This is a genomic window from Ideonella sp. sgz306126, assembly GCF_056032705.1.
The window spans coordinates 47,248-65,422 of sequence record NZ_JBVYWP010000003.1 but is presented as its reverse complement, the minus strand read 5'-3'; the positions used below and the strand labels follow the sequence as shown (position 1 = coordinate 65,422).

General features: G+C 70.4%; 14 protein-coding genes. 6 read left to right on the top strand and 8 right to left on the bottom strand.

All coding sequences use genetic code 11. The annotated features are described in order from the left end of the window. Window positions 1-5: 5 nt before the first annotated feature. From AC0N04_RS08760 to AC0N04_RS08730, 7 genes are all read right to left on the bottom strand, one after another. Window positions 6-509, bottom strand: coding sequence for a phage tail protein (locus AC0N04_RS08760; protein ID WP_474280630.1), 504 nt, complete (start codon window positions 507-509; stop codon window positions 6-8). Window positions 510-524: 15 nt separating this feature from the next. Next, on the bottom strand, window positions 525-1,031 hold the full coding sequence (locus AC0N04_RS08755; RefSeq protein WP_474280628.1) for a phage tail protein: 507 nt from the start codon (window positions 1,029-1,031) through the stop codon (window positions 525-527). Between the two features lie 30 nt (window positions 1,032-1,061). Continuing rightward, complete coding sequence (locus AC0N04_RS08750; RefSeq protein ID WP_474280626.1) at window positions 1,062-1,739, bottom strand: PEP-CTERM sorting domain-containing protein; 678 nt, start codon at window positions 1,737-1,739, stop codon at window positions 1,062-1,064. 127 nt (window positions 1,740-1,866) lie between these two features. Continuing rightward, window positions 1,867-3,393: a 4-alpha-glucanotransferase gene (gene malQ / locus AC0N04_RS08745; RefSeq protein ID WP_474280625.1), complete on the bottom strand. Its 1,527-nt coding sequence runs from the start codon at window positions 3,391-3,393 to the stop codon at window positions 1,867-1,869. Window positions 3,394-3,444: 51 nt separating this feature from the next. Beyond that, a complete protein-coding gene (glgX, locus tag AC0N04_RS08740) occupies window positions 3,445-5,586 on the bottom strand; it encodes a glycogen debranching protein GlgX (protein ID WP_474280623.1) in 2,142 nt (713 codons plus the stop codon). A gap of 19 nt (window positions 5,587-5,605) precedes the next feature. Beyond that, window positions 5,606-7,795: a 1,4-alpha-glucan branching protein GlgB gene (gene glgB, locus AC0N04_RS08735; protein WP_474280621.1), complete on the bottom strand. Its 2,190-nt coding sequence runs from the start codon at window positions 7,793-7,795 to the stop codon at window positions 5,606-5,608. Between the two features lie 50 nt (window positions 7,796-7,845). Beyond that, complete coding sequence (locus AC0N04_RS08730; protein ID WP_474280619.1) at window positions 7,846-10,350, bottom strand: glycogen/starch/alpha-glucan phosphorylase; 2,505 nt, start codon at window positions 10,348-10,350, stop codon at window positions 7,846-7,848. 292 nt (window positions 10,351-10,642) lie between these two features. Between AC0N04_RS08730 and AC0N04_RS08725 the strand changes: the two genes are divergently transcribed. Genes AC0N04_RS08725 through AC0N04_RS08705 form a run of 5 tightly spaced genes read left to right on the top strand, consistent with a single transcriptional unit; the run spans window position 10,643 to window position 16,995 of the window. After that, entirely contained in the window at window positions 10,643-11,767 is a 1,125-nt protein-coding gene (locus tag AC0N04_RS08725) for an ABC transporter ATP-binding protein (protein ID WP_474280617.1), read from the top strand. Window positions 11,768-11,770: 3 nt separating this feature from the next. Next, a complete protein-coding gene (malE, locus tag AC0N04_RS08720) occupies window positions 11,771-12,973 on the top strand; it encodes a maltose/maltodextrin ABC transporter substrate-binding protein MalE (RefSeq protein WP_474280615.1) in 1,203 nt (400 codons plus the stop codon). Beyond that, complete coding sequence (gene malF, locus AC0N04_RS08715; RefSeq protein ID WP_474280613.1) at window positions 12,970-14,508, top strand: maltose ABC transporter permease MalF; 1,539 nt, start codon at window positions 12,970-12,972, stop codon at window positions 14,506-14,508. The genes malE and malF overlap by 4 nt, the downstream gene beginning before the upstream one ends. A gap of 1 nt (window position 14,509) precedes the next feature. Then, window positions 14,510-15,400 carry a maltose ABC transporter permease MalG gene (gene malG, locus AC0N04_RS08710; RefSeq protein ID WP_474280611.1) on the top strand — a complete coding sequence of 297 codons (891 nt, stop codon included), beginning with the start codon at window positions 14,510-14,512 and terminating at the stop codon, window positions 15,398-15,400. Beyond that, complete coding sequence (locus AC0N04_RS08705) at window positions 15,397-16,995, top strand: glycoside hydrolase family 13 protein (RefSeq protein WP_474280609.1); 1,599 nt, start codon at window positions 15,397-15,399, stop codon at window positions 16,993-16,995. The genes malG and AC0N04_RS08705 overlap by 4 nt, the downstream gene beginning before the upstream one ends. Before the next feature lie 19 nt (window positions 16,996-17,014). Here the strand turns inward: AC0N04_RS08705 and AC0N04_RS08700 are convergent, their stop codons facing one another. Continuing rightward, window positions 17,015-17,833 carry a M90 family metallopeptidase gene (locus tag AC0N04_RS08700; protein WP_474280607.1) on the bottom strand — a complete coding sequence of 273 codons (819 nt, stop codon included), beginning with the start codon at window positions 17,831-17,833 and terminating at the stop codon, window positions 17,015-17,017. Window positions 17,834-17,979: 146 nt separating this feature from the next. On the opposite strand from AC0N04_RS08700, the gene AC0N04_RS08695 reads away from it, so the two are divergent. Further along, window positions 17,980-18,171 (top strand): hypothetical protein, encoded by a 192-nt coding sequence (locus AC0N04_RS08695; protein ID WP_474280605.1) that lies wholly within the window; start codon window positions 17,980-17,982, stop codon window positions 18,169-18,171. Window positions 18,172-18,175: the final 4 nt, after the last annotated feature.

The following is an 18,175-nucleotide window of genomic DNA, read 5'->3' as shown; positions in this document are numbered from 1 at the left end:
GCTCCTCAGTTCTGCGAGGGGTAAATGCCGACTTGGGCGATGATGAAGCTGAGGGTCAGGAACGGCGCCATGTTGTCGTGAGGCTGCCCGCCACCGGCCGTGTCCAGCGCTCCCGACGCCATCGCCGTGCCCGGAACCGGGCCGTAGAACTGGATCGCCGAAGACGCGGCGAGCAGGTTGCCCGACGCCGTCGCCGCAGCCGATGCCGGCGCCGCGCTGGCCACCTGGGTGTGGCTGTGCGAAGGCAGCTGCGAGAGGCCCAGCGTCACCTGTTCCTCGCCCGCCATCTGCCCGATCACCGCGCCGTTGCCCTGGTGAACCGGCACGCGACCGCGCAGGTCGGGCAGCGCAAAGGTCTGGACGCCATCGCCGCCGTAGGTGGTGCCGATCAACGTGAACAGCGTCTCGTTGTTGGCGATGCTCTGCAGCGAGCCGTCGCAGAACAGCCAGCCATACGGCGCGAAGTTGCCCGCGAACATGCGGATCTCACCGACAAAGGGTTGTGCCATGGTGATCCTCGTGGCTCAGTTGCGCGAAGGGAAGATCCCCTGCAGGGCGATGATGAAGTTCAGCACCAGATAGGGCGGCATGTTGTCGTGGGGCTGGTTGCCGCCAGCGGCGGCCACCGCCGTCGGCGCCAGGCCGACCGGCGAGCCCGGCGGGCCGTAGATGTTCTGCCCGCCCCGCGGCTTCGCCCCGGGCAAGGCGTTGGACGGCAGGCTGGTGTTGGCGAAATCGGTCGAGGCATGCAGCGCATGGCCGTGCGCCGGCATCTCGGCCACCGTCAGTGTGTGGGCCGCTTCGCCCCCCAGCTGCCCTTGCACATAGCCCGGGCCGGCATGCATGGGCATGCGGGCATTCAGGTTCGGCAGTTGGAACGTCGTCGTCCCGTTGCCACCGTAGGTCGTGCCAAGGATCGCGAACAAGGCCTGGTTCTGATTGATCGCCAGCGTCTGGCCGTTGCACAGGGCCCAGCCCTTGGGCGCGAACGCAAAGCCGACCGCGCGAATCTCACCCAGATACGGGTCCATGCGAATCTCCCGGAGTGTTGAAGGCGAGGGTCAGCGGCGGACCTGCCCGGCGCGCCTGCGGACCCACGACCCCAGCGACAGCGCCGCCAGCCCGGACAGCAGCAAGGCCATGCTGGCGGGTTCGGGCACCGGCGCCGTGACCAGGCTGATGTTGACCAGCGCGTAGGCATTCGACTGCCCGCCCGCGACCGGTGTGAACACCAGGTTGTCGAGCTGCACCGCCAGGCTGGTGGGCGACAGCAGGTGGATGAAGGAGCTGGCCTGGGTCGGCGCGTCCAGCCCGCTGAAGCTGGCGTTGTAGCCGGTGATCTGGGCGCCGCTGACGCCCAGCCCGGTGAACAGGTACTGCGCCGGGTTGCCGCCGCTGCCGAGGTAGCCGGTGATCAAGTGGCCACCGGCATCCACGGCGCCGGCAGCGATCTGCAGCGCGATCGAATCGGTGGCGGCATTGAAGCTGATCGATTCGCCGGCCAGCATGTAGCCGCTGCCGATGTTCGAGCCGTCGCCGACGGCGATCCCGGTGGCCAAGGGCGCCGGATCGGTGACATTGATCGGCGTGGAATCCACGCCGTCAATGCCGCCTGGCGCCGACAGCGTGACGCTCACCGTGTCGTTCAGCGTGGCCCAGGCCTGCAGCGCCGGCGCCATGGCACAGAGCATCGCGATGCCCAGCCTCAGGAATCCTTTGTGGGTGAACCGAACTGCCATGGGCCCTCCAGAGGCTGGTGTGTCGGTTCAGTATCGGTGGCCCGACCGTGTTTGGGGTGGCCCGGTCGACCTTGAAGCTAGGGAGGGGATGACCCTTTGCCCCCACCCATCCCGGCGGCGGCCGGGTTCAGGCGCCGCTGCCTGGAAGACGCAGCAACTCGAACGGCCCGCGCCCGCTGGCGGCGGTGATCAGGCCCAGCACCCGCGCGGGCTCGCTGCCCACGCGGTCCCAGGTGAAGCGCCAGGCCCAGTTGCGCCCCCCCAGCGAGCCGGGCAGGTTCATGCGGTGCTCAGCCCCCAGGCCCAGCACGTCTTGCAGCGGGAACACGGCCATGTTGGCGACCGAGTTCGCCGCGGCGCGGATCATGCCCCAGTGCAGGTCCTGCGGCCCGCAGGCCAGGTAGCTGCAGGCGTATTCGCGCTCGCGCGGCGTCGCGCTGTCGGCCCACCAGCCCTGTACCGTCTCGTTGTCGTGGGTGCCGGTGTAGACCACGGTGTTGCGCTCGTAGTTGTGCGGCAGGAATTCGTGCGTGCCGTCGCCACCGAACGCGAACTGCACGATCTTCATGCGCGGAAAGCCGCTAGCCTCCAGCAGGTCGATGACATCGGGGGTGACCAGGCCCAGGTCCTCGGCGACGATGGGCAGCGGCCCGAGCGCCTTCTCGATCGCCTGGAACAGCGCGATGCCGGGGCCGGGCCGCCAGGTGCCCTCAACCGCGGTCGGACAGCGGGCGGGGATCTCGTAGTAACCGGCGAAGCCGCGGAAGTGGTCGATGCGGAACACGTCGGCCTGGTCCATCGCGCGGCGGATGCGCGCCGTCCACCAGGCGAAGTCTTCCTTGGCCATGCGGTCCCAGCGGTACAGCGGATTGCCCCAGCGCTGGCCCTCGGCGCTGAACACGTCGGGCGGCACGCCCGCCACCACGGTGGGCTGGCTGTCGTCGTCGAGGAAGTAGAGGTCGGGCCGGGCCCAGCAGTCGGCGCTGTGGTGGGCGATGAAGATCGGCAGGTCGCCCATGATCGCGACGCCGCGGGCATGGGCATGCGACTTGAGCGCCGCGGCCTGGGTGTCGAACTGCCACTGCACGAACTGCCAGAACGCGATCTCGGCGGCGTGCTCGTCCCGCGCCTTCTTCAGCGCCACGGCCTGGCGCCGGCGCAGCGGCGCCGGCCACAGCCACCAGGGCTGGCCGCCATGCGCGGTTTCCAGCGCCATGAACAGCGCGTAATCGTCCAGCCAGTGGGCCTGGCCCTGGCTCCAGGCGGCCAGGGCGGCGCGCTGGTCAGCCGTGGCAAGGGCTTCGAAGCCGGCGAAGGCCTCGCGCAGCCGCGCCATGCGCCAGGGCACGACCTGGCCGAAATCGACCGACTGCGGATCGAACGGCGGCAACGCGCCCAGGGTCAGCCAGCCCTGGTCGACCAGCGGCTCCAGCGCCACCATCAACGGGCTGCCGGCAAAGGCCGACACGCTCATGTAGGGCGAATTCCCGGGGCCGATCGGCGTGGTCGGCAGCCACTGCCAGATCCGCTGGCCGGCGGAGACCATCCAGTCGACGAAGTGGTAGGCGCCGGGACCGAAGTCGCCGATGCCGTGCGGGCCGGGCAGCGAGGTGACGTGCAGCAGCACGCCGGAGGCGCGTTGGGAAAGGTCCATGGAAAGCTCGATCTCTTGTCTCGTGTCGGGAGGGGTGGGGGTCACATCGAATCAGGCGCCGACGCTGCGCAGCACCACCAGCGCATGGGCCGGCACCCGGAGCGGCTGGTCCTCGGGTGCCAGCCCGCCGCGCTGCAGCTCGCCGCTGCTGTCCAGCGCCAGCTGCCAGCGGCCGCCCGGCAGGCTGAAGCGGGTGGGCAGGATGTCGGGGTTGAAGGCCAGGATCAGCCGCGGGCTGCCGCCGGCATCCGGGTGCGCCGCATCCACGCCACCGGGCAGGATCTGGCAGGCAAAGGCGTGGCTTTGCGCATCATGCCAATCGGTGATCTGCATCTCGCGGCCGGCCGGCGTCAGCCACATCAGGCTGCGCTCGCCAGGCTGGGCCGGAGGGTGCTGGAACCAGTGGTCATGGCGCAGCGAAGGCTCGGCGCGGCGCAGCGCCAACAGGTCGCCGACGAAGCGCAGCAGCGCGGTGTCGGCCGTCGCCCAGTCGTACCAGCCGATCGCCGGGTCGGCCCCGGCCGCGCTGCAGTAGGCGTTGTTGTTGCCCTGCTGGCTGCGGCCGATCTCGTCGCCGCCACCCAGCATCGGCGTGCCCTGTGCCAACAGCAGCGTGGCGAGCATCGCGCGCTGGACCCGGCCGCGCAACGCGCGCACGGCTTCGTCGTCGGTCGGGCCTTCGACGCCGAAATTGGCGCACGGCTCGCCATCGCGGCCGTCGCGGTTGCCCTCGCCGTTGGCCGTGTTGTGCTTGCGGCTGTGGCTGACCAGGTCGGCCAGCGTGAACCCGTCGTGCACCGCGATGAAGTTGACCGACGCGCTGGGCCGGCGCTGGCCGTGGTGGAACAGGTCGCTGGACGCGGTGAAGCGCCGCGCCAGCTCGCCGCGGCGCACGCTGCGGTCCAGCCAGTAGCGTCGCACGGTGTCGCGGAACTTGTCGTTCCACTCCAGGAAGCGGCCGGGGAAGCGGCCCACCTGGTAGCCGTCGAAGCCGGCGTCCCAGGGTTCGGCGATCAGGTGCACCTGGGCCAGCAGCGGGTCCTGGCGCAGCGCGGTGAAGAAGGCCGCCTGCGGGTCGAAGCCGTGGCGGGTGCGGCCCAGGACCGGCGCCAGGTCGAAGCGGAAGCCGTCCACGCCCATCTCCTGCACCCAGTAGCGCAGCGAATCGAGCACGAACTGCGTCACCCTCGGGTGCGCGACATTCAAAGTGTTGCCGCAGCCGGTGAGGTTCTCGCTGCGGCCCGGATCGTCGGCCACCAGGCGGTACCAGCTGGCATTGTCCAGCCCGCGCCAGCTCAGCGTGCCGCCGGCCTCGCTGCCTTCCGGCGTGTGGTTGTAGACCACGTCCAGCACCACCTCCAGGCCGTGCTGGTGCAGCGTGGCCACCATCTGGCGGAACTCGTCGTTGACCGCGCCGGGATCGCCACGGTGCGCCGCCTGCGCCAGCCGCGGCTCGGCGGCGAAGAAGCCCAGCGTGTTGTAGCCCCAGTAGTTGACCTGGCCGCGCTCGACCAGGCCGGGCTCGTCGAGGTGGTAGTGCACCGGCAGCAAGGACAGCGTGGTCACGCCCAGCGCCTTGAAGTGAGCGATCGCCGCCGGGTGCGCCAGCGCAGCGTAGCTGCCGCGCAGCTCGGGCGGGATGCCCGGGTGGGCCTGGCTGAAGCCCTGCACGTGCACCTCGTACAGCACCAGATCGGCGGCGGCCACCCGCGGCGGATGGGCGCGGCCCGGCGCCACGGCGGGCGGCGGCGCGACTCGGGCCTTCAGCGCCGAGACGGCGTTGTCGCGGCCGTCGAAGGACCGCGTGCCTTCGGGGTGGCCGAGCTCGTAGCCGTGGTGCTCCGGCGCCCAGTGGAAGCGGCCGACGATCTCGCGCGCGCACGGATCGAGCAGCAGCTTGTTCGGGTTGAAGCGGTGACCTTGCTCGGGCTGGTACGGCCCGTGGGCCCGCAGGCCGTAGACCAGGCCCGGCCCGACGCCAGGCAGGAAGCCGTGGAACACGCCGTCGTGCGGCCCGTGCAGCCGGTAGCGGCGCAGCTCGCGCGTGCCGTCGCCATCGAAGACGCAGAACTCGATCGCCTGGGCGTGCTGAGAAAAGACGGCGATGTTGACGCCGCCGTCGCGGGCCAGCGTGCCCATCGGTTCGGGGCGGCCTTCGCCGAGCGCGGCGGGCAGCGGGTGGGAGGCGGTCATGCGGACAGTGATTCAGCCATCAGGCCGGCACCAGGAACAGCGTCGCCAGCGGCGGCAGGGTCAGCGCGATCGAGCGGCTGCGGCCGTGCGCACCCTGCGCCTGCACCGGCAGCGCCGCACCGGCATTGCCCAGGTTGGCGCCGCCGTACCGCGCCGCGTCGGTGTTGAGCCGTTCGCGCCAGGCGCCAGGCCCTTCGGGCACGCCGATGCGGTAGCCCTCGCGCGGCACCGGCGTGAAGTTGCTGACCACCAGCACCTGCGCGCCGGCGCCGTCCGAGCGCAGCCAGGCGAACACCGAGCTGTCCGTGTCGTGCGCGGCGATCCAGTCGAAGCCGCGGCTCTCGCAGTCCAGCCGGTGCAGCGCCGGCAGGTCGCGGTAGAGCCGGTTCAGGTCGCCCACCAGACGCTGCACGCCGGCGTGGCGGTCGTCGCCCAGCAAGGGCCAGGGCAGCTCGGCGTCGTGGTTCCACTCGGTGGGCTGGGCGAATTCCTGCCCCATGAACAGCAGCTTCTTGCCGGGGTGGCCCCACATGAAACCGAAGTAGGCCCGCAGGTTGGCGAACTTCTGCCAGTCGTCGCCGGGCATCTTGGCCCACAACGATCCCTTGCCATGCACCACCTCGTCGTGCGAGAGCGGCAGCACGAAGTTCTCGCTGTAGGCGTAGACCAGGCCGAAGCTCATCTTGTCGTGGTGCCAGCGGCGATGCACCGGGTCCTGCGCCATGTAGGCCAGCGTGTCGTGCATCCAGCCCATGTTCCACTTGTAGTGAAAGCCCAGGCCGCCCGCGAAGGTCGGCGCCGACACGCCGGGAAAGGCGGTGGATTCCTCGGCGATCAGCAAGGCGCCGGGCGTCTCGGCGCCCAGCACCTCGCTGCAGCGCTTGAGCAGGGCGATCGCCTCCAGGTTCTCGCGTCCGCCGTCGACGTTGGGGATCCACTCGCCGGCCTGGCGGCTGTAGTCGCGGTACAGCATCGAGGCCACGGCGTCCACGCGCAGCCCGTCGACGCCGTGGCGCTCGACCCAGTACAGCGCGCTGCCGACCAGGAAGTTGCGCACCTCGTGGCGGCCGAAGTTGTAGATCAGCGTGTTCCAGTCGCGGTGAAAGCCTTCCTTCGGGTCGGCGTACTCGTACAGCGCGGTGCCGTCGAACTGCGCCAGGCCGTGCGCGTCGGCCGGGAAATGCGCGGGCACCCAGTCGAGCAACACGCCCAGGCCGTGGCTGTGGCAGGCCTCGACGAAACGGTCGAAGGCCTCGGGCGGGCCGAAGCGCGCGGTCGGCGCGTACAGGCCCAGCGTCTGGTAACCCCAGGAACCGTCGAACGGGTGTTCGCTGACCGGCATCAGCTCGACGTGCGTGAAGCCCAGCCCGGCGACGTAGGCCGGCAGCGCGGCGGCCAACTCGTCCCAGGAGTGGTAGCGGCCGTCGGGGTGGCGGCGCCAGGAGCCGGGATGCAGCTCATAGATCGCGACCGGCTCGCCGCGCGTGTCGGGGTGCGAGCGCTCGGGCGCCCGCAGGCGCCGCGGCGGCAGCGGCGCGACGAGGCTGGCGGTGCCGGGCCGCAGCTCGGCCGCGCGGGCGTAGGGGTCGGCCTTCAAGGGCAGCGGCGGGCCGTCCGGACCGAGCAGCTCGAACTTGTAGGCGTCGCCCACCGCGGCATGCGGCACGAACAGCTCCCACACGCCCGAGGCCCCGCGCGAGCGCATCGGGTGGCGCCGGCCGTCCCAGGCATTGAAGTCGCCGACCACGCTGACCCGCCGGGCGTTCGGCGCCCAGACGGCGAAGCGCACGCCGGCCACCGCCAGCGCGCCCTCGCCCAGCGTCAGCGGCAAGGCGCCCAGCATCTCGAACGGCCGCAGGTGGGTGCCCTCGCTGAAGAAGTGCAGGTCCTGGTCGCCCAGCAGCGGGCCGAACGCATAGGGGTCGGCCAGGCGGGTCGAGGCGCCATGCGCCCAGTCGACCTGCAACCGGTACGCGAAGCGGTTCCTGCGGCGCGGGATCGGGCCTTCGAACAGCCCCGCCGCATCGCGCTGCGCCAGCACCGCCAGCCGGCGACCGCTGGCGGCCTCGTGCACCGCCACCGTCGTGGCACCGGGCAGCAACGCCCGCAGCCACAGCCCGCCCTGGGGGTCGGCCTGCAAGCCGAGCACGGCGAACGGGTCGGCATGGCGCGCCCCCAGCAAGGCATCGACATCGGCGGCAGACAGCACAGCGGCAACCTTTCAGGCAGGCGTTCGGAGCCGGCGGAACCCGGCCCCGGTCAGGCAGGCCGGCCCGGCGCGAGCCAGACCTTCTGCACATACTCGGCGATGGTACGGTCTGTGCTGAACCCCCCCATGCCGGCGATGTTGCGCAGGGCCCGCGCGGCCCAGGCCGCCGGCTGGGCATACAGCGCGTCCACCGCGTGCTGGGTGTCGACATAGGCGGCGAAGTCGGCCATCAGCAGATACGGGTCGTGCTGCAGCAGCGGCTGCAGCAGCGCGCGGTAGCGCTCGGGCTCGCCCTGCGAGAACCGGCCCTGGGCGATCGCGTCGAGCACCTGCTGCAGCGCGCGGTTCTCCTCGACATACAGCCGCGGGTCGTAGCCCAGCGCCTTGATGCGCGCCACCTCGTCGGTGCGCAGGCCGAAGACGAACAGGTTCTCGACGCCCGGGCCGCTGACCGCGTCCATCGCCTGGGCCATCTCGATGTTGGCGCCGTCCCAGGTGCCGATGGTCAGCGCGCCGTTGAGCGCGAACTTCATGTTGCCGGTGCCCGAGGCCTCGGTGCCGGCGGTGGAGATCTGCTCGCTCAGATCGGCCGCCGGCAGGATCAGCTCGGCCAGGCTGACGCTGTAGTTGGGCAGGAACACCAGCTTGAGCTTGTCGCCCACCCGCGGATCGCTGTTCACCACCCGAGCCACGTCGTGGATCAGCCGGATCACCTGCTTGGCCGCGTGGTAGGCCGACGCGGCCTTGCCGGCAAAGATCACGGTGCGCGGCACCCAGGCGGCGTCCGGATCTGCGACGATCGCCTGGTAGCGCGCCACCACGTGCAGGACGTTGAGCAGCTGGCGCTTGTACTCGTGGATGCGCTTGATCTGCACGTCGAACAGGCTGTCCGGGTCGATGTTGACGCCCAGCTCGCGGCGGATGTGCTCGGCCAGGCGCTGCTTGTTGGCCCGCTTGACCTTCAGGAAGTCCTGGCCCAGCCGCTTCTGCGAGGCCTTGGGCGCCAGCCGCACCAGATCGCCCAGGTCGCTGCGCCAGCCCTCGCCCAGCGTCTTGTCGAGCAGGGCCGACAGGCCCGGATTGGCCTGCTGCAGCCAGCGCCGCGGCGTGACGCCGTTGGTGACGTTGATGAAGCGCTCGGGCCACAGCGCGGCCTGGTCGGCGAAGATGGTCTCGACCATCAGCTGCGAGTGCAGCGCCGACACGCCGTTGACCTTATGCGACGCGACGATGGCCAGCGCCGCCATGCGCACCCGGCGTTCGCCGCCCTGGGCGTGCTGGCCGTGGCCTTCGTCGATCAGCGACATGCGGGCGACGCGCGCCTCGTCGCCCGGAAAGCGGCGGCGGACCTCGTCGAGCACATGGCGGTTGATCTCGTAGACGATCTCCAGATGACGCGGCAGCAGGGTCTCGAACAGCCGCACCGGCCAGGTCTCCAGCGCCTCGGGCATCAACGTGTGGTTGGTGTAGCTGACGGCCTGGCGGGTGATCGCCCAGGCCTCGTCCCAGCCCAGACCGTGCTCGTCGAGCAGCAGGCGCATCAGCTCGGCCGGCGCCAGCGCCGGGTGGGTGTCGTTCAGGTGCACCGCGTTCAGGCGGCCGAACGCATGCAGGTGGCCGAATTCGCGCAGGTGGCGGGCCACCATGTCCTGCAGCGAGGCGCTGACGAGCAGGAACTCCTGGCGCAGCCGCAAGGCCCGTCCGGCGGGCGTGCTGTCGTCGGGGTAGAGCACCCAGTTGAGCGCCTCGGCGCTCTGCAGGTGGGCCCCGGCGGCGGCGTGTTCGCCGCGGCAGAAGGCCTCGAAATCGATCGGCCGGGCCGCCTCGGCCTGCCACTGGCGCAAGGTGCTGACCCGCTCGGTGCCATGTCCGGGCACGATGAAGTCCACCGCCTGCGCGACCAGCGCTTCGGCCGGTACCCAGCGGCGCTGGCCGCCGTCGCTGCGCACCACGCCGCCGAAGCCGACCACGAAGCGCAGCTCGGGCCGGGGCAGCTCCCAGGCGCTGCCCAGGCGCAGCCACTCGTCCGGACGCTCGACCTGGCGGCCGTCCTGGATGCCCTGGGCAAACATGCCGTGGCGGTAGCGCAGGCCGTAGCCGAACGACGGCAGGCCCAGCGACGCCAGCGAATCGAGGAAGCAGGCGGCCAGCCGGCCCAGGCCCCCATTGCCCAGCGCGGCGTCGGGCTCGCGCTCCAGCCATTCGCCCAGCGCCGGCGCGCCCTCGGGCAGGGCGTCGGCCACCGCGTCGTGCAGGCCCAGCGCCGCCAAGGCATTGCCCAGCGCGCGGCCCATCAGGAATTCCATCGACAGGTAATGGACCCGGCGCACGCCCTTGCGCCGCGCATCGGCCGCCTGGGTGGCTGCCCAGCGGTCGGCCAGCAAGGTCCGACAGGCGCTGGCGACCGCGGCCAGGCAGGCCTCGGCGCTGGCGCCGTCGCTGCGCTGGGCCAGTTGGCGCTGCACCAGGCGACGAAAATCCGCCTGGACGTCGGCCGGGCGGCTGCGGCTGCGCGGTGCGGCGGCGGGACGAAGGGTGTCAAGGGTCGAGCTCATGGCGGTCACTCCGGTGAGGATCGGCGCGGCGCCCACCATGGCGCCATCGCATCGGGCGCAGTATGGCGGCAAGTTCATTATTTGTGTAGTTCTACTACATCCATGAAACCACATTGAAACCTGAATTGTTGTTTTTCATAGGAAGACAAAGGGTCAACCTGGGGTCAACGCGCATTCATTGGTCTGCTTCAAAGATGTATATTGTCTACATACAGCGGGCTCGGCGGATGACTGAAGCTTGGATGACCGTCCCGCATGCAGGGCCGCCCGGCGGCGGAACAAAGGAACAACCGTGGCAGACGTTCGGCTGGTGAAGGTACAGAAGGCCTTTGGCGAGACCCAGGTGCTCAAGGACATCGACCTGGAAGTGCGCGATGGCGAGTTCATGGTCTTCGTCGGTCCGTCGGGCTGCGGCAAATCCACGCTTCTGCGCAGCATCGCCGGCCTGGAAGACATCACCGGCGGCACGCTGAGCATCGGCGGGCGCGTCGTCAACGACGTGCCGCCGGCCGAGCGCGGCGTGGCGATGGTGTTCCAGTCGTATGCGCTGTACCCGCACATGGACTTGTACGAGAACATGGCCTTCGGCCTGAAGCTGGCCAAGGTGCCCAAGGACGAGATCGACCGCTCGGTGCATGCCGCGGCCAAGATCCTGAACATCGATCACCTGCTCAAGCGCAAGCCCAAGGACTTGTCGGGCGGCCAGCGCCAGCGGGTCGCGATCGGCCGCGCCATCGTGCGCAAGCCGGCGGTCTTCCTGTTCGACGAGCCGCTGTCCAACCTCGACACCGCGCTGCGCGTGCGCATGCGCTACGAGTTCGCCAAGCTGCACGAAGACCTGAAGACGACGATGATCTACGTCACCCACGACCAGGTCGAGGCGATGACGCTGGCCGACCGCATCGTCGTGCTGTCGGCCGGCAGGATCGAACAGGTAGGCTCGCCGCTGGAGCTCTACGAACATCCGGACAACCTGTTCGTCGCCGGCTTCATCGGCTCGCCAGCGATGAACTTCATCGCCGCCGAGGTGCTGCAGGCCAGCGCCGCCGAGGCCACCGTCCAGCTCGCCACCGGCGAGACGCTGCGCTGCGAGGTCGACGCCGCGGGGGCCCGACCCGGGGACGCGGTGACGCTGGGCATCCGCCCCGAGCATTTCCAGGTCGGCGCCAGCGACAACACGCTGCAGGCGTGCGTGACCTTCGTCGAGCAGCTGGGCAGCGCCACCTTCGCCTACGGCACGCTGCCGGGCACCGAGACCACGCTGACCTGCGAGCTCGACGGCCACCTGCGCCTCAAGAGCGGGGCCACGCTGCGCCTGGGCGTGCCGCCCGCCGCGGCCTATCTGTTCGATGCCGCGGGCAGCGCCTTCCGCCGCCACGCCGCACCGGTCGAACAGGCCGAAGCCCGCGCGGCCTGAACGATGTCGCGAGGGCTGACGAAGGCCGCGCGCCGGCTGGCGCTGGCGGCGATCCTGCTGCCTGCGTGGCTGCACGCGGCCGAACCCCTGCCGCCGCCCCACCTGCTGGTCTGGATCAACGGCGACAAGGGTTACAACGGCCTGCAGAAGGTGGGCGATGCCTTCACCCGCGAGACCGGCGTGCCGGTGGTGGTGCAGCACCCCGAGGGTGCGCCCGACAAGTTCCAGGCCGCGGCCGGCGCCGGCAAGGGCCCGGACATCTTCTGCTGGCCGCACGACCGGGTCGGCGAATGGGCCCGCTCGGGCCTGATCGTGCCGGTGCACCCCGAGCCCGAGGTGCGCGCCGCGATCGACGACGCGGCCTGGAAGGCCTTCGGCTACCAGGGCAAGACCTGGGGCTATCCGCTGTCGATCGAGGCCATCGGCCTGATCTACAACAAGGCGCTGGTCAAGACGCCGCCCGCCACCTTCGACGAGGTCATCGCGCTCGACAACGCGTTCCAGAAGCAGGGCAGGCACGCGCTGCTGTGGGACTACAACAAGACCTTCTTCAGCTTCCCTATGCTGGCAGGCGCCGGCGGCTTCGTGTTCGGCCGCAGCGCCAGCGGTGAGCTGGACCCGGCGGTGGTCGGCGTGAACAACGCCGGCGCGGTGGCCGGTGCGAACATGCTGGCGCGGCTGATCACCGAGGGCCACATGCCGCGCGGCGCCCGCTACGCCGAGATGGAAGCCGGCTTCGCCCGCGGCGAGATCGCGATGATGATCTCCGGCCCCTGGGCCTGGGACAACGCCCGCAAGGCCGGCATCGATTTCGGCGTGGCGCCGATCCCGGCGGTCATTCCCGGCCACCCGAGCAAGCCCTTCGTCGGGGTGCTGGGCTGCATGATTTCCGCGCCCAGCCGGCAGAAGGACATCGCGCGCGAGTTCATCGAGCACAAGCTGCTCGACGTCGACAGCCTCAAGACGATTTCGGCCGACGTGCCGCTGGGCACGCCCGCCAACAAGGCCTACTACGCCGAACTGGCCAGCGACCCGGCGATCCGCGCCACCATGGCCAACGCCCGCGCCGGCGAACCGCTGCCCAACATCCCCGAGACCGGGCGCTTCTGGCCGGCGATGGACGCGGCGCTGGAAGCCATCACCCAGGGTCGCCAGTCGCCCCAGGCCGCGCTGGACGGCGCTGCAGCGCGAATCCTGACGAAATGACGCGACTTTCCAAAACCTCGTGGGCGCTGGCGCTGGCCGCCGGGGCCGCGCTGCTGTGGCTGGTGCTGGGCATCTTCCGGGCCGGCAACCCGGTCTGGGCGGTGCTGGTGCTGGCGCTGGGCCTGCTGGCCATCGGCGTCTACACCGTGTCCACCTCGCTGGCCTGGCGCTACCTGTTCCCGGGCGTGTTGGCGATGATCGTCTTCATCGCCTTCCCGCTGCTCTACACGCTGCAGATCGGCTTCACCAACTACTCGTCCAACCACCTGCTCAGCGAGGAACGCGCCCGCGCCTACCTGCTGGACCAGGCCGACGTCGACGAAGCGCTGCTGATGCGCTACCGGGTGCAGCGCGACGGCCCGCGCGAGCGGCTGATCCTGAGCCCCGCCGAAGGCGCCGGCCCCACGCTGCAGACGCCGCCGCTGGACCTGCGCCGGCCCGCCCCGGCCGAGCCGGTGGACCTGCAGCCGCAGGACGCCTCGGCCGGCGCCGGCACGACGTTGACGATGCGCGAGGTGATCGCGCTGCGGCCCGGCCTGATCGGCCTGCGCCTGCGGCGGCCGGATGGGCAGGTGCTGTCCTACGCCGGCCTGCGCGAATTCGGCCCGCTGCGACCGCTGTGGCAGGCCTTGCCCGACGGCAGCCTGAAGCAGCTGGCCAGCGGCGCGGTGTTCCGTCCCGACCGCGACCGCGGCTATTTCGCCAGCGCCGACGGCACGCCGCTGCAACCCGGCTTCAAGGTCTTCGTCGGGCTGGCCAACTACCAGCGCCTGTTCGGCGACCCGGACATGCGCGGGCCGTTCGGCTCGATCTTCGTCTGGACCGTGGCCTTCGCCGCGCTCACCGTGCTGTTCTCCGCCAGCTTGGGGCTGGCGCTGGCCGTGGTGCTGAACTGGGAATCGTTGAAGTACCGCACGCTCTACCGCACCTTGCTGTTCCTGCCCTACGCGGTGCCGGGCTTCATCTCCATCCTGGTCTTCAAGGGCTTGTTCAACCAGAACTTCGGCGAGATCAACGCGATCCTGAACGCGGCGTTCGGCGTCAAGCCGGCCTGGTTCGCCGACCCGACGCTGGCGCGCGCGATGCTGCTGATCGTCAACACCTGGCTGGGCTACCCGTACTTCCTGGTGCTGTGCACCGGGCTGATCAAGGCCATCCCCTCGGACCTGTACGAAGCCTCGGCGATCGCCGGCGCCAAGCCGCTGACCAACTTCTTCAAGATCACCGCGCCGCTGATCGCCAAGCCGCTGACGCCGTTGCTGGTCAGCGCCTTCGCGTTCAACTTCAACAACTTCGTGCTGATCAGCCTGCTCACCGACGGTCGGCCCGACTACCTCAACACCAAGCTGCCCGCCGGCACCACCGACATCCTGGTCAGCTACACCTACCGCATCGCGTTCACCGACGCCGGCGCCAACTTCGGCCTGGCGGCGGCGATCTCGACGGTGATCTTCTTCCTGGTCGCGCTGCTCTCGCTGCTGAACCTCAAGCTCAGCCAACGCAGCGCGGCCGCGGCCCACGGCAAGGGAGGCTGAGATGGCCATCGTCACCGGCAAGAGCCAGCGCTGGCGCGTCCTCGGCGCGCACCTGGGGCTGTGGCTGCTGATCGCGATCACGCTGTTCCCGCTGCTGGCGGTGATCTCGATCTCGCTGCGGCCCGGCAACTTCGCCACCGGCTCGCTGATCCCCCGCCACATCAGCCTGGAGCACTGGAAGCTGGCGCTGGGCATTGCCGTCACCCAGGCCGACGGCACGGTGGTCCAGCCACCGTTCCCGGTGCTGCTGTGGCTGTGGAACTCGATCAAGATCGCGACGATCTCGGCGCTGCTGATCGTGGCCCTGTCCACCACCGCCGCCTATGGTTTCGCGCGGCTGAAGTTCCGCTTCAAGAGCACGATCCTGGGCAGCATGCTGCTGCTGCAGATGTTCCCGGTGGCCGTGGCGCTGGTGGCGATCTACGCGATCTTCGAAGGCATCGGCCGCTTCATCCCATGGCTGGGCGTCGAGACCCACGCCGGGCTGATCGTCGCCTACCTGGGCGGCATCGGCATGCACATCTGGACCATCAAGGGCTACTTCGACACCGTGCCGACCGAGATCGAGGAATGCGCCAAGGTCGACGGTGCCACCTCCTGGCAGGCCTTCTGGCGGGTGCTGCTGCCGATGGCGGTGCCGATCCTGATGGTGGTCTTCGTGCTGGCCTTCATCGGCACCATCATCGAGTACCCGGTGGCCTCGGTGCTGTTGCGCGAGGAACCCAACCTGACGCTGGCCGTGGGCTCGAAGTACTACCTCTACGAGCAGCGCTACCTGTGGGGCGACTTCGCCGCCGCCGCGGTGCTCTCGGGCCTGCCGATCACGCTGGTGTTCCTGGCCGCGCAGCGCTGGATCGTCTCGGGCCTGACCGACGGCGGCGTCAAGGGATGAGCCGCCGCGCCATCGCCGCCACGCTGGCCCTCGCCTCGCTCGCCGCGGTCCTGCCCGCCCACGCCGCCATGCCCGACACGCCCCGCACCGCTCCCGCCGCACCCAGCACCTACGACCTGCGCGAGCAGGACTGGCGCAATGGCGCCATCGTCTACCAGGTGCTGGTCGACCGCTTCGCGCCGGCCGCCGACCTGGATGCCAAGCGCGCGCTGTACCCCGCACCCAAGCGACTGCGCGCCTGGAGCGAGTTGCCCACCGCCGGCGCCTATGTGCCCTCGGCCCAGGTCTACCAGCACGAGATCGACTTCTGGGGCGGTGACCTGCGCAGCCTGGCCGGCCGGCTGGACTATGTGAAGCAGCTGGGCGCCGACGTGCTGTACCTGAACCCGATCCAGCTCGCCTACACCAACCACAAGTACGACGCGCTGGACTACCAGCAGATCTCGCCCGAATACGGCACCCGCGCCGACCTGAAGGCGCTGGCCGACGACGTGCATCGCGACGGCATGAAGCTGGTGCTGGACGGCGTGTTCAACCACATGGGCCGCAACGCGCCGATCTTCCAGGACGCGTTCAGGAACCCCGACAGCCGCTGGCGCCGCTGGTTCGAGATCGGCCCGCAATACCCAGGCGGCGCGCGGGTCTGGGGCGGCGCGCAGAACCTGCCCGAGTTGAACCTCGAGAACCCGGCCGTGCGGGATCACCTGTGGCAGGGGCCGGACTCGGTGGTGCGCAGCTTCCTGCGCGATGGCGCCGATGGCTGGCGGCTGGACGTGGCCTACGACATCGGCCCACGCTGGCTGGCCGAGCTGACCGCCGCGGCCCACGCCGAAAAGCCCGGTTCGCTGACCGTGGGCGAGATCTGGAGCTACCCGCAGGCCTGGTTCCCCAGCCTGGACGGCGTCATGAACTTCACGCTGCGCGAGATCCTGCTGCGCAGCGCCCGCGGCGAGATCGGCGCGGCCACGGCATCGGAGATGATCGCGCGCGTCGTCGCCGACACCGGCGTCGACCGCCTGCTCAAGTCCTGGCTGATGCTGGACAACCACGACACCGCCCGGCTCGCCACCACCTTGCCCGATGCGGCCCGGCGCCACCTGGCCCAGGTGCTGCAGTTCACGCTGCCCGGCTCGCCCAACCTGTACTACGGCAGCGAACTGGGCATGACCGGTGGCGCCGACCCCGAGATGCGCGCACCGATGCGATGGGACCTGGCCACCGCCGCCAACCCCGAGCTGGCCTGGACCCGCCGGCTGATCGCGCTGCGCCGCAGCCACCGCGCGCTGCGCGTGGGCGACTACCGCCGCATCAGCAGCGAGCGACTGATCGCCTTCGAGCGCCACACCGACCGGGTCGCCGACGCCGTGATGGTCTTCGCCAACCCGGCCGACCACGCCGTCACCGACACCGTGATGGTGCCCGACTCGATGCTGATGAACATGGCGCCGCTGCGCAATCTGCTGGACCCGCAACAGCCCGCGCCGCCGATGATCGCCGGCCTGATGACGCTGAGCCTGCCCGCCCACGGCGTGCTGCTGCTGCAGCCCGACGTGGCGCCGCGCGGCGGCTACACGCCCTACAAGCGCATCCCCTGAGCGCTGCGCCGCGCGCGCCTCACCAGCTCAGCGGATCGACCCGGTAGAAGCCGGCCAGCTCCCGGTACAGCGCCGGGTGCTGCTCGGCCAGTTGCGGCGCCTGCTCGAAGAACACTTCCGAGGCCACCGCGAAGAACTCGGCCGGCTCGCTGGCGGCGTAGGGATCGAGCAGGGTGGGCTCGCCGGCCGCCACGCGGCGGCGCAGCGCGGCGTACTCGCGGTTCATGACCCGCGCCCAGCGCGCGCGCCGGGTCCGTCCGAACAGGGCCGGCGCGCCGTTGGCGCGGCCGGTTTCCTGGTCGAGCTGGTGCGCGAACTCGTGGATCACGACATTGCGGCCGTCGTCCACCGCCCGCGCGCCCTCCAGCACGTCGGGCCAGGACAGGATCACCTGCCCCAGCTGCCACGACTCGCCCTGCAGCACCTGGCGCTGCTCGTGCTGGACGCCGATCGCGTCGACCCGGCTGCGGTCGACCACGAAGGCGCTGGGGTAGAGCAGCACCTGGCGCAGGTCCTCGAAGTGCGCATCGCCCCGGTTCAGCAGCAGCAGGCAGGCCTGCGCGGCGACGGTGACCCGCATCTCCTCGGTCACCTCCAGCCCGTCGCAGCCGATGAACGGCTTCTCGGCCAGGAAGAGCTGCATGCGCTTCTTCAGCTGCTGCTGCAGGTCGGCAGGCAACCGGGCGACGTAGGGCACGCGCTCGCGCAGCACCTGCCGCCACGCGGCCGGGAACGGCCGGCGCGTCACCTGGCGGCGGCGCCAGGCCAGCAACAGCGGCTCGCGCAGCACCCAGGCCACCAGCACCGGCATCAGCGCGACGAAGAACAAGGTGGCCACAGGCAGGCGCCGCAGTGCGGCAGGCAGTCGATCGGCAACACATGGGCGCGGTCGGCGCCGTTTCAATGGGCGGCGCGCCACGCCGTTGTGCGACAGTAGCGCAAGCGGCGGCCGTTCCGGCCGCCCCGGCTGCCTCAGGAGGTGCCATGCAGACCCTGGACGAGATGCTGTCGCTCAAGTTGTTGACGCCCGAGCAGCACCACGACATCGCCGCATGGGTGATGCATGCCCGCACCCCCGAGAAGATCCTGGACATGCCGCCGCACCTGTGGCGCTCGCTGGAGCTGGCCAGCGTGCTGATGGATGTCGACGCGGGGCTGATGAACCCGGCGCCCTGACGCC

Excerpts from the sequence above, each read along its gene's own strand:
- AC0N04_RS08760 (WP_474280630.1), bottom strand. The coding sequence starts at position 509 with ATGGCACAACCCTTTGTCGGTGAGATCCGCATGTTCGCGGGCAACTTC.
- AC0N04_RS08755 (WP_474280628.1), bottom strand. The coding sequence starts at position 1,031 with ATGGACCCGTATCTGGGTGAGATTCGCGCGGTCGGCTTTGCGTTCGCG.
- AC0N04_RS08750 (WP_474280626.1), bottom strand. The coding sequence starts at position 1,739 with ATGGCAGTTCGGTTCACCCACAAAGGATTCCTGAGGCTGGGCATCGCG.
- malQ (WP_474280625.1), bottom strand. The coding sequence starts at position 3,393 with ATGGACCTTTCCCAACGCGCCTCCGGCGTGCTGCTGCACGTCACCTCG.
- glgX (WP_474280623.1), bottom strand. The coding sequence starts at position 5,586 with ATGACCGCCTCCCACCCGCTGCCCGCCGCGCTCGGCGAAGGCCGCCCC.
- AC0N04_RS08730 (WP_474280619.1), bottom strand. The coding sequence starts at position 10,350 with ATGAGCTCGACCCTTGACACCCTTCGTCCCGCCGCCGCACCGCGCAGC.
- malE (WP_474280615.1), top strand. The coding sequence starts at position 11,771 with ATGTCGCGAGGGCTGACGAAGGCCGCGCGCCGGCTGGCGCTGGCGGCG.
- malF (WP_474280613.1), top strand. The coding sequence starts at position 12,970 with ATGACGCGACTTTCCAAAACCTCGTGGGCGCTGGCGCTGGCCGCCGGG.
- malG (WP_474280611.1), top strand. The coding sequence starts at position 14,510 with ATGGCCATCGTCACCGGCAAGAGCCAGCGCTGGCGCGTCCTCGGCGCG.
- AC0N04_RS08705 (WP_474280609.1), top strand. The coding sequence starts at position 15,397 with ATGAGCCGCCGCGCCATCGCCGCCACGCTGGCCCTCGCCTCGCTCGCC.
- AC0N04_RS08695 (WP_474280605.1), top strand. The coding sequence starts at position 17,980 with ATGCAGACCCTGGACGAGATGCTGTCGCTCAAGTTGTTGACGCCCGAG.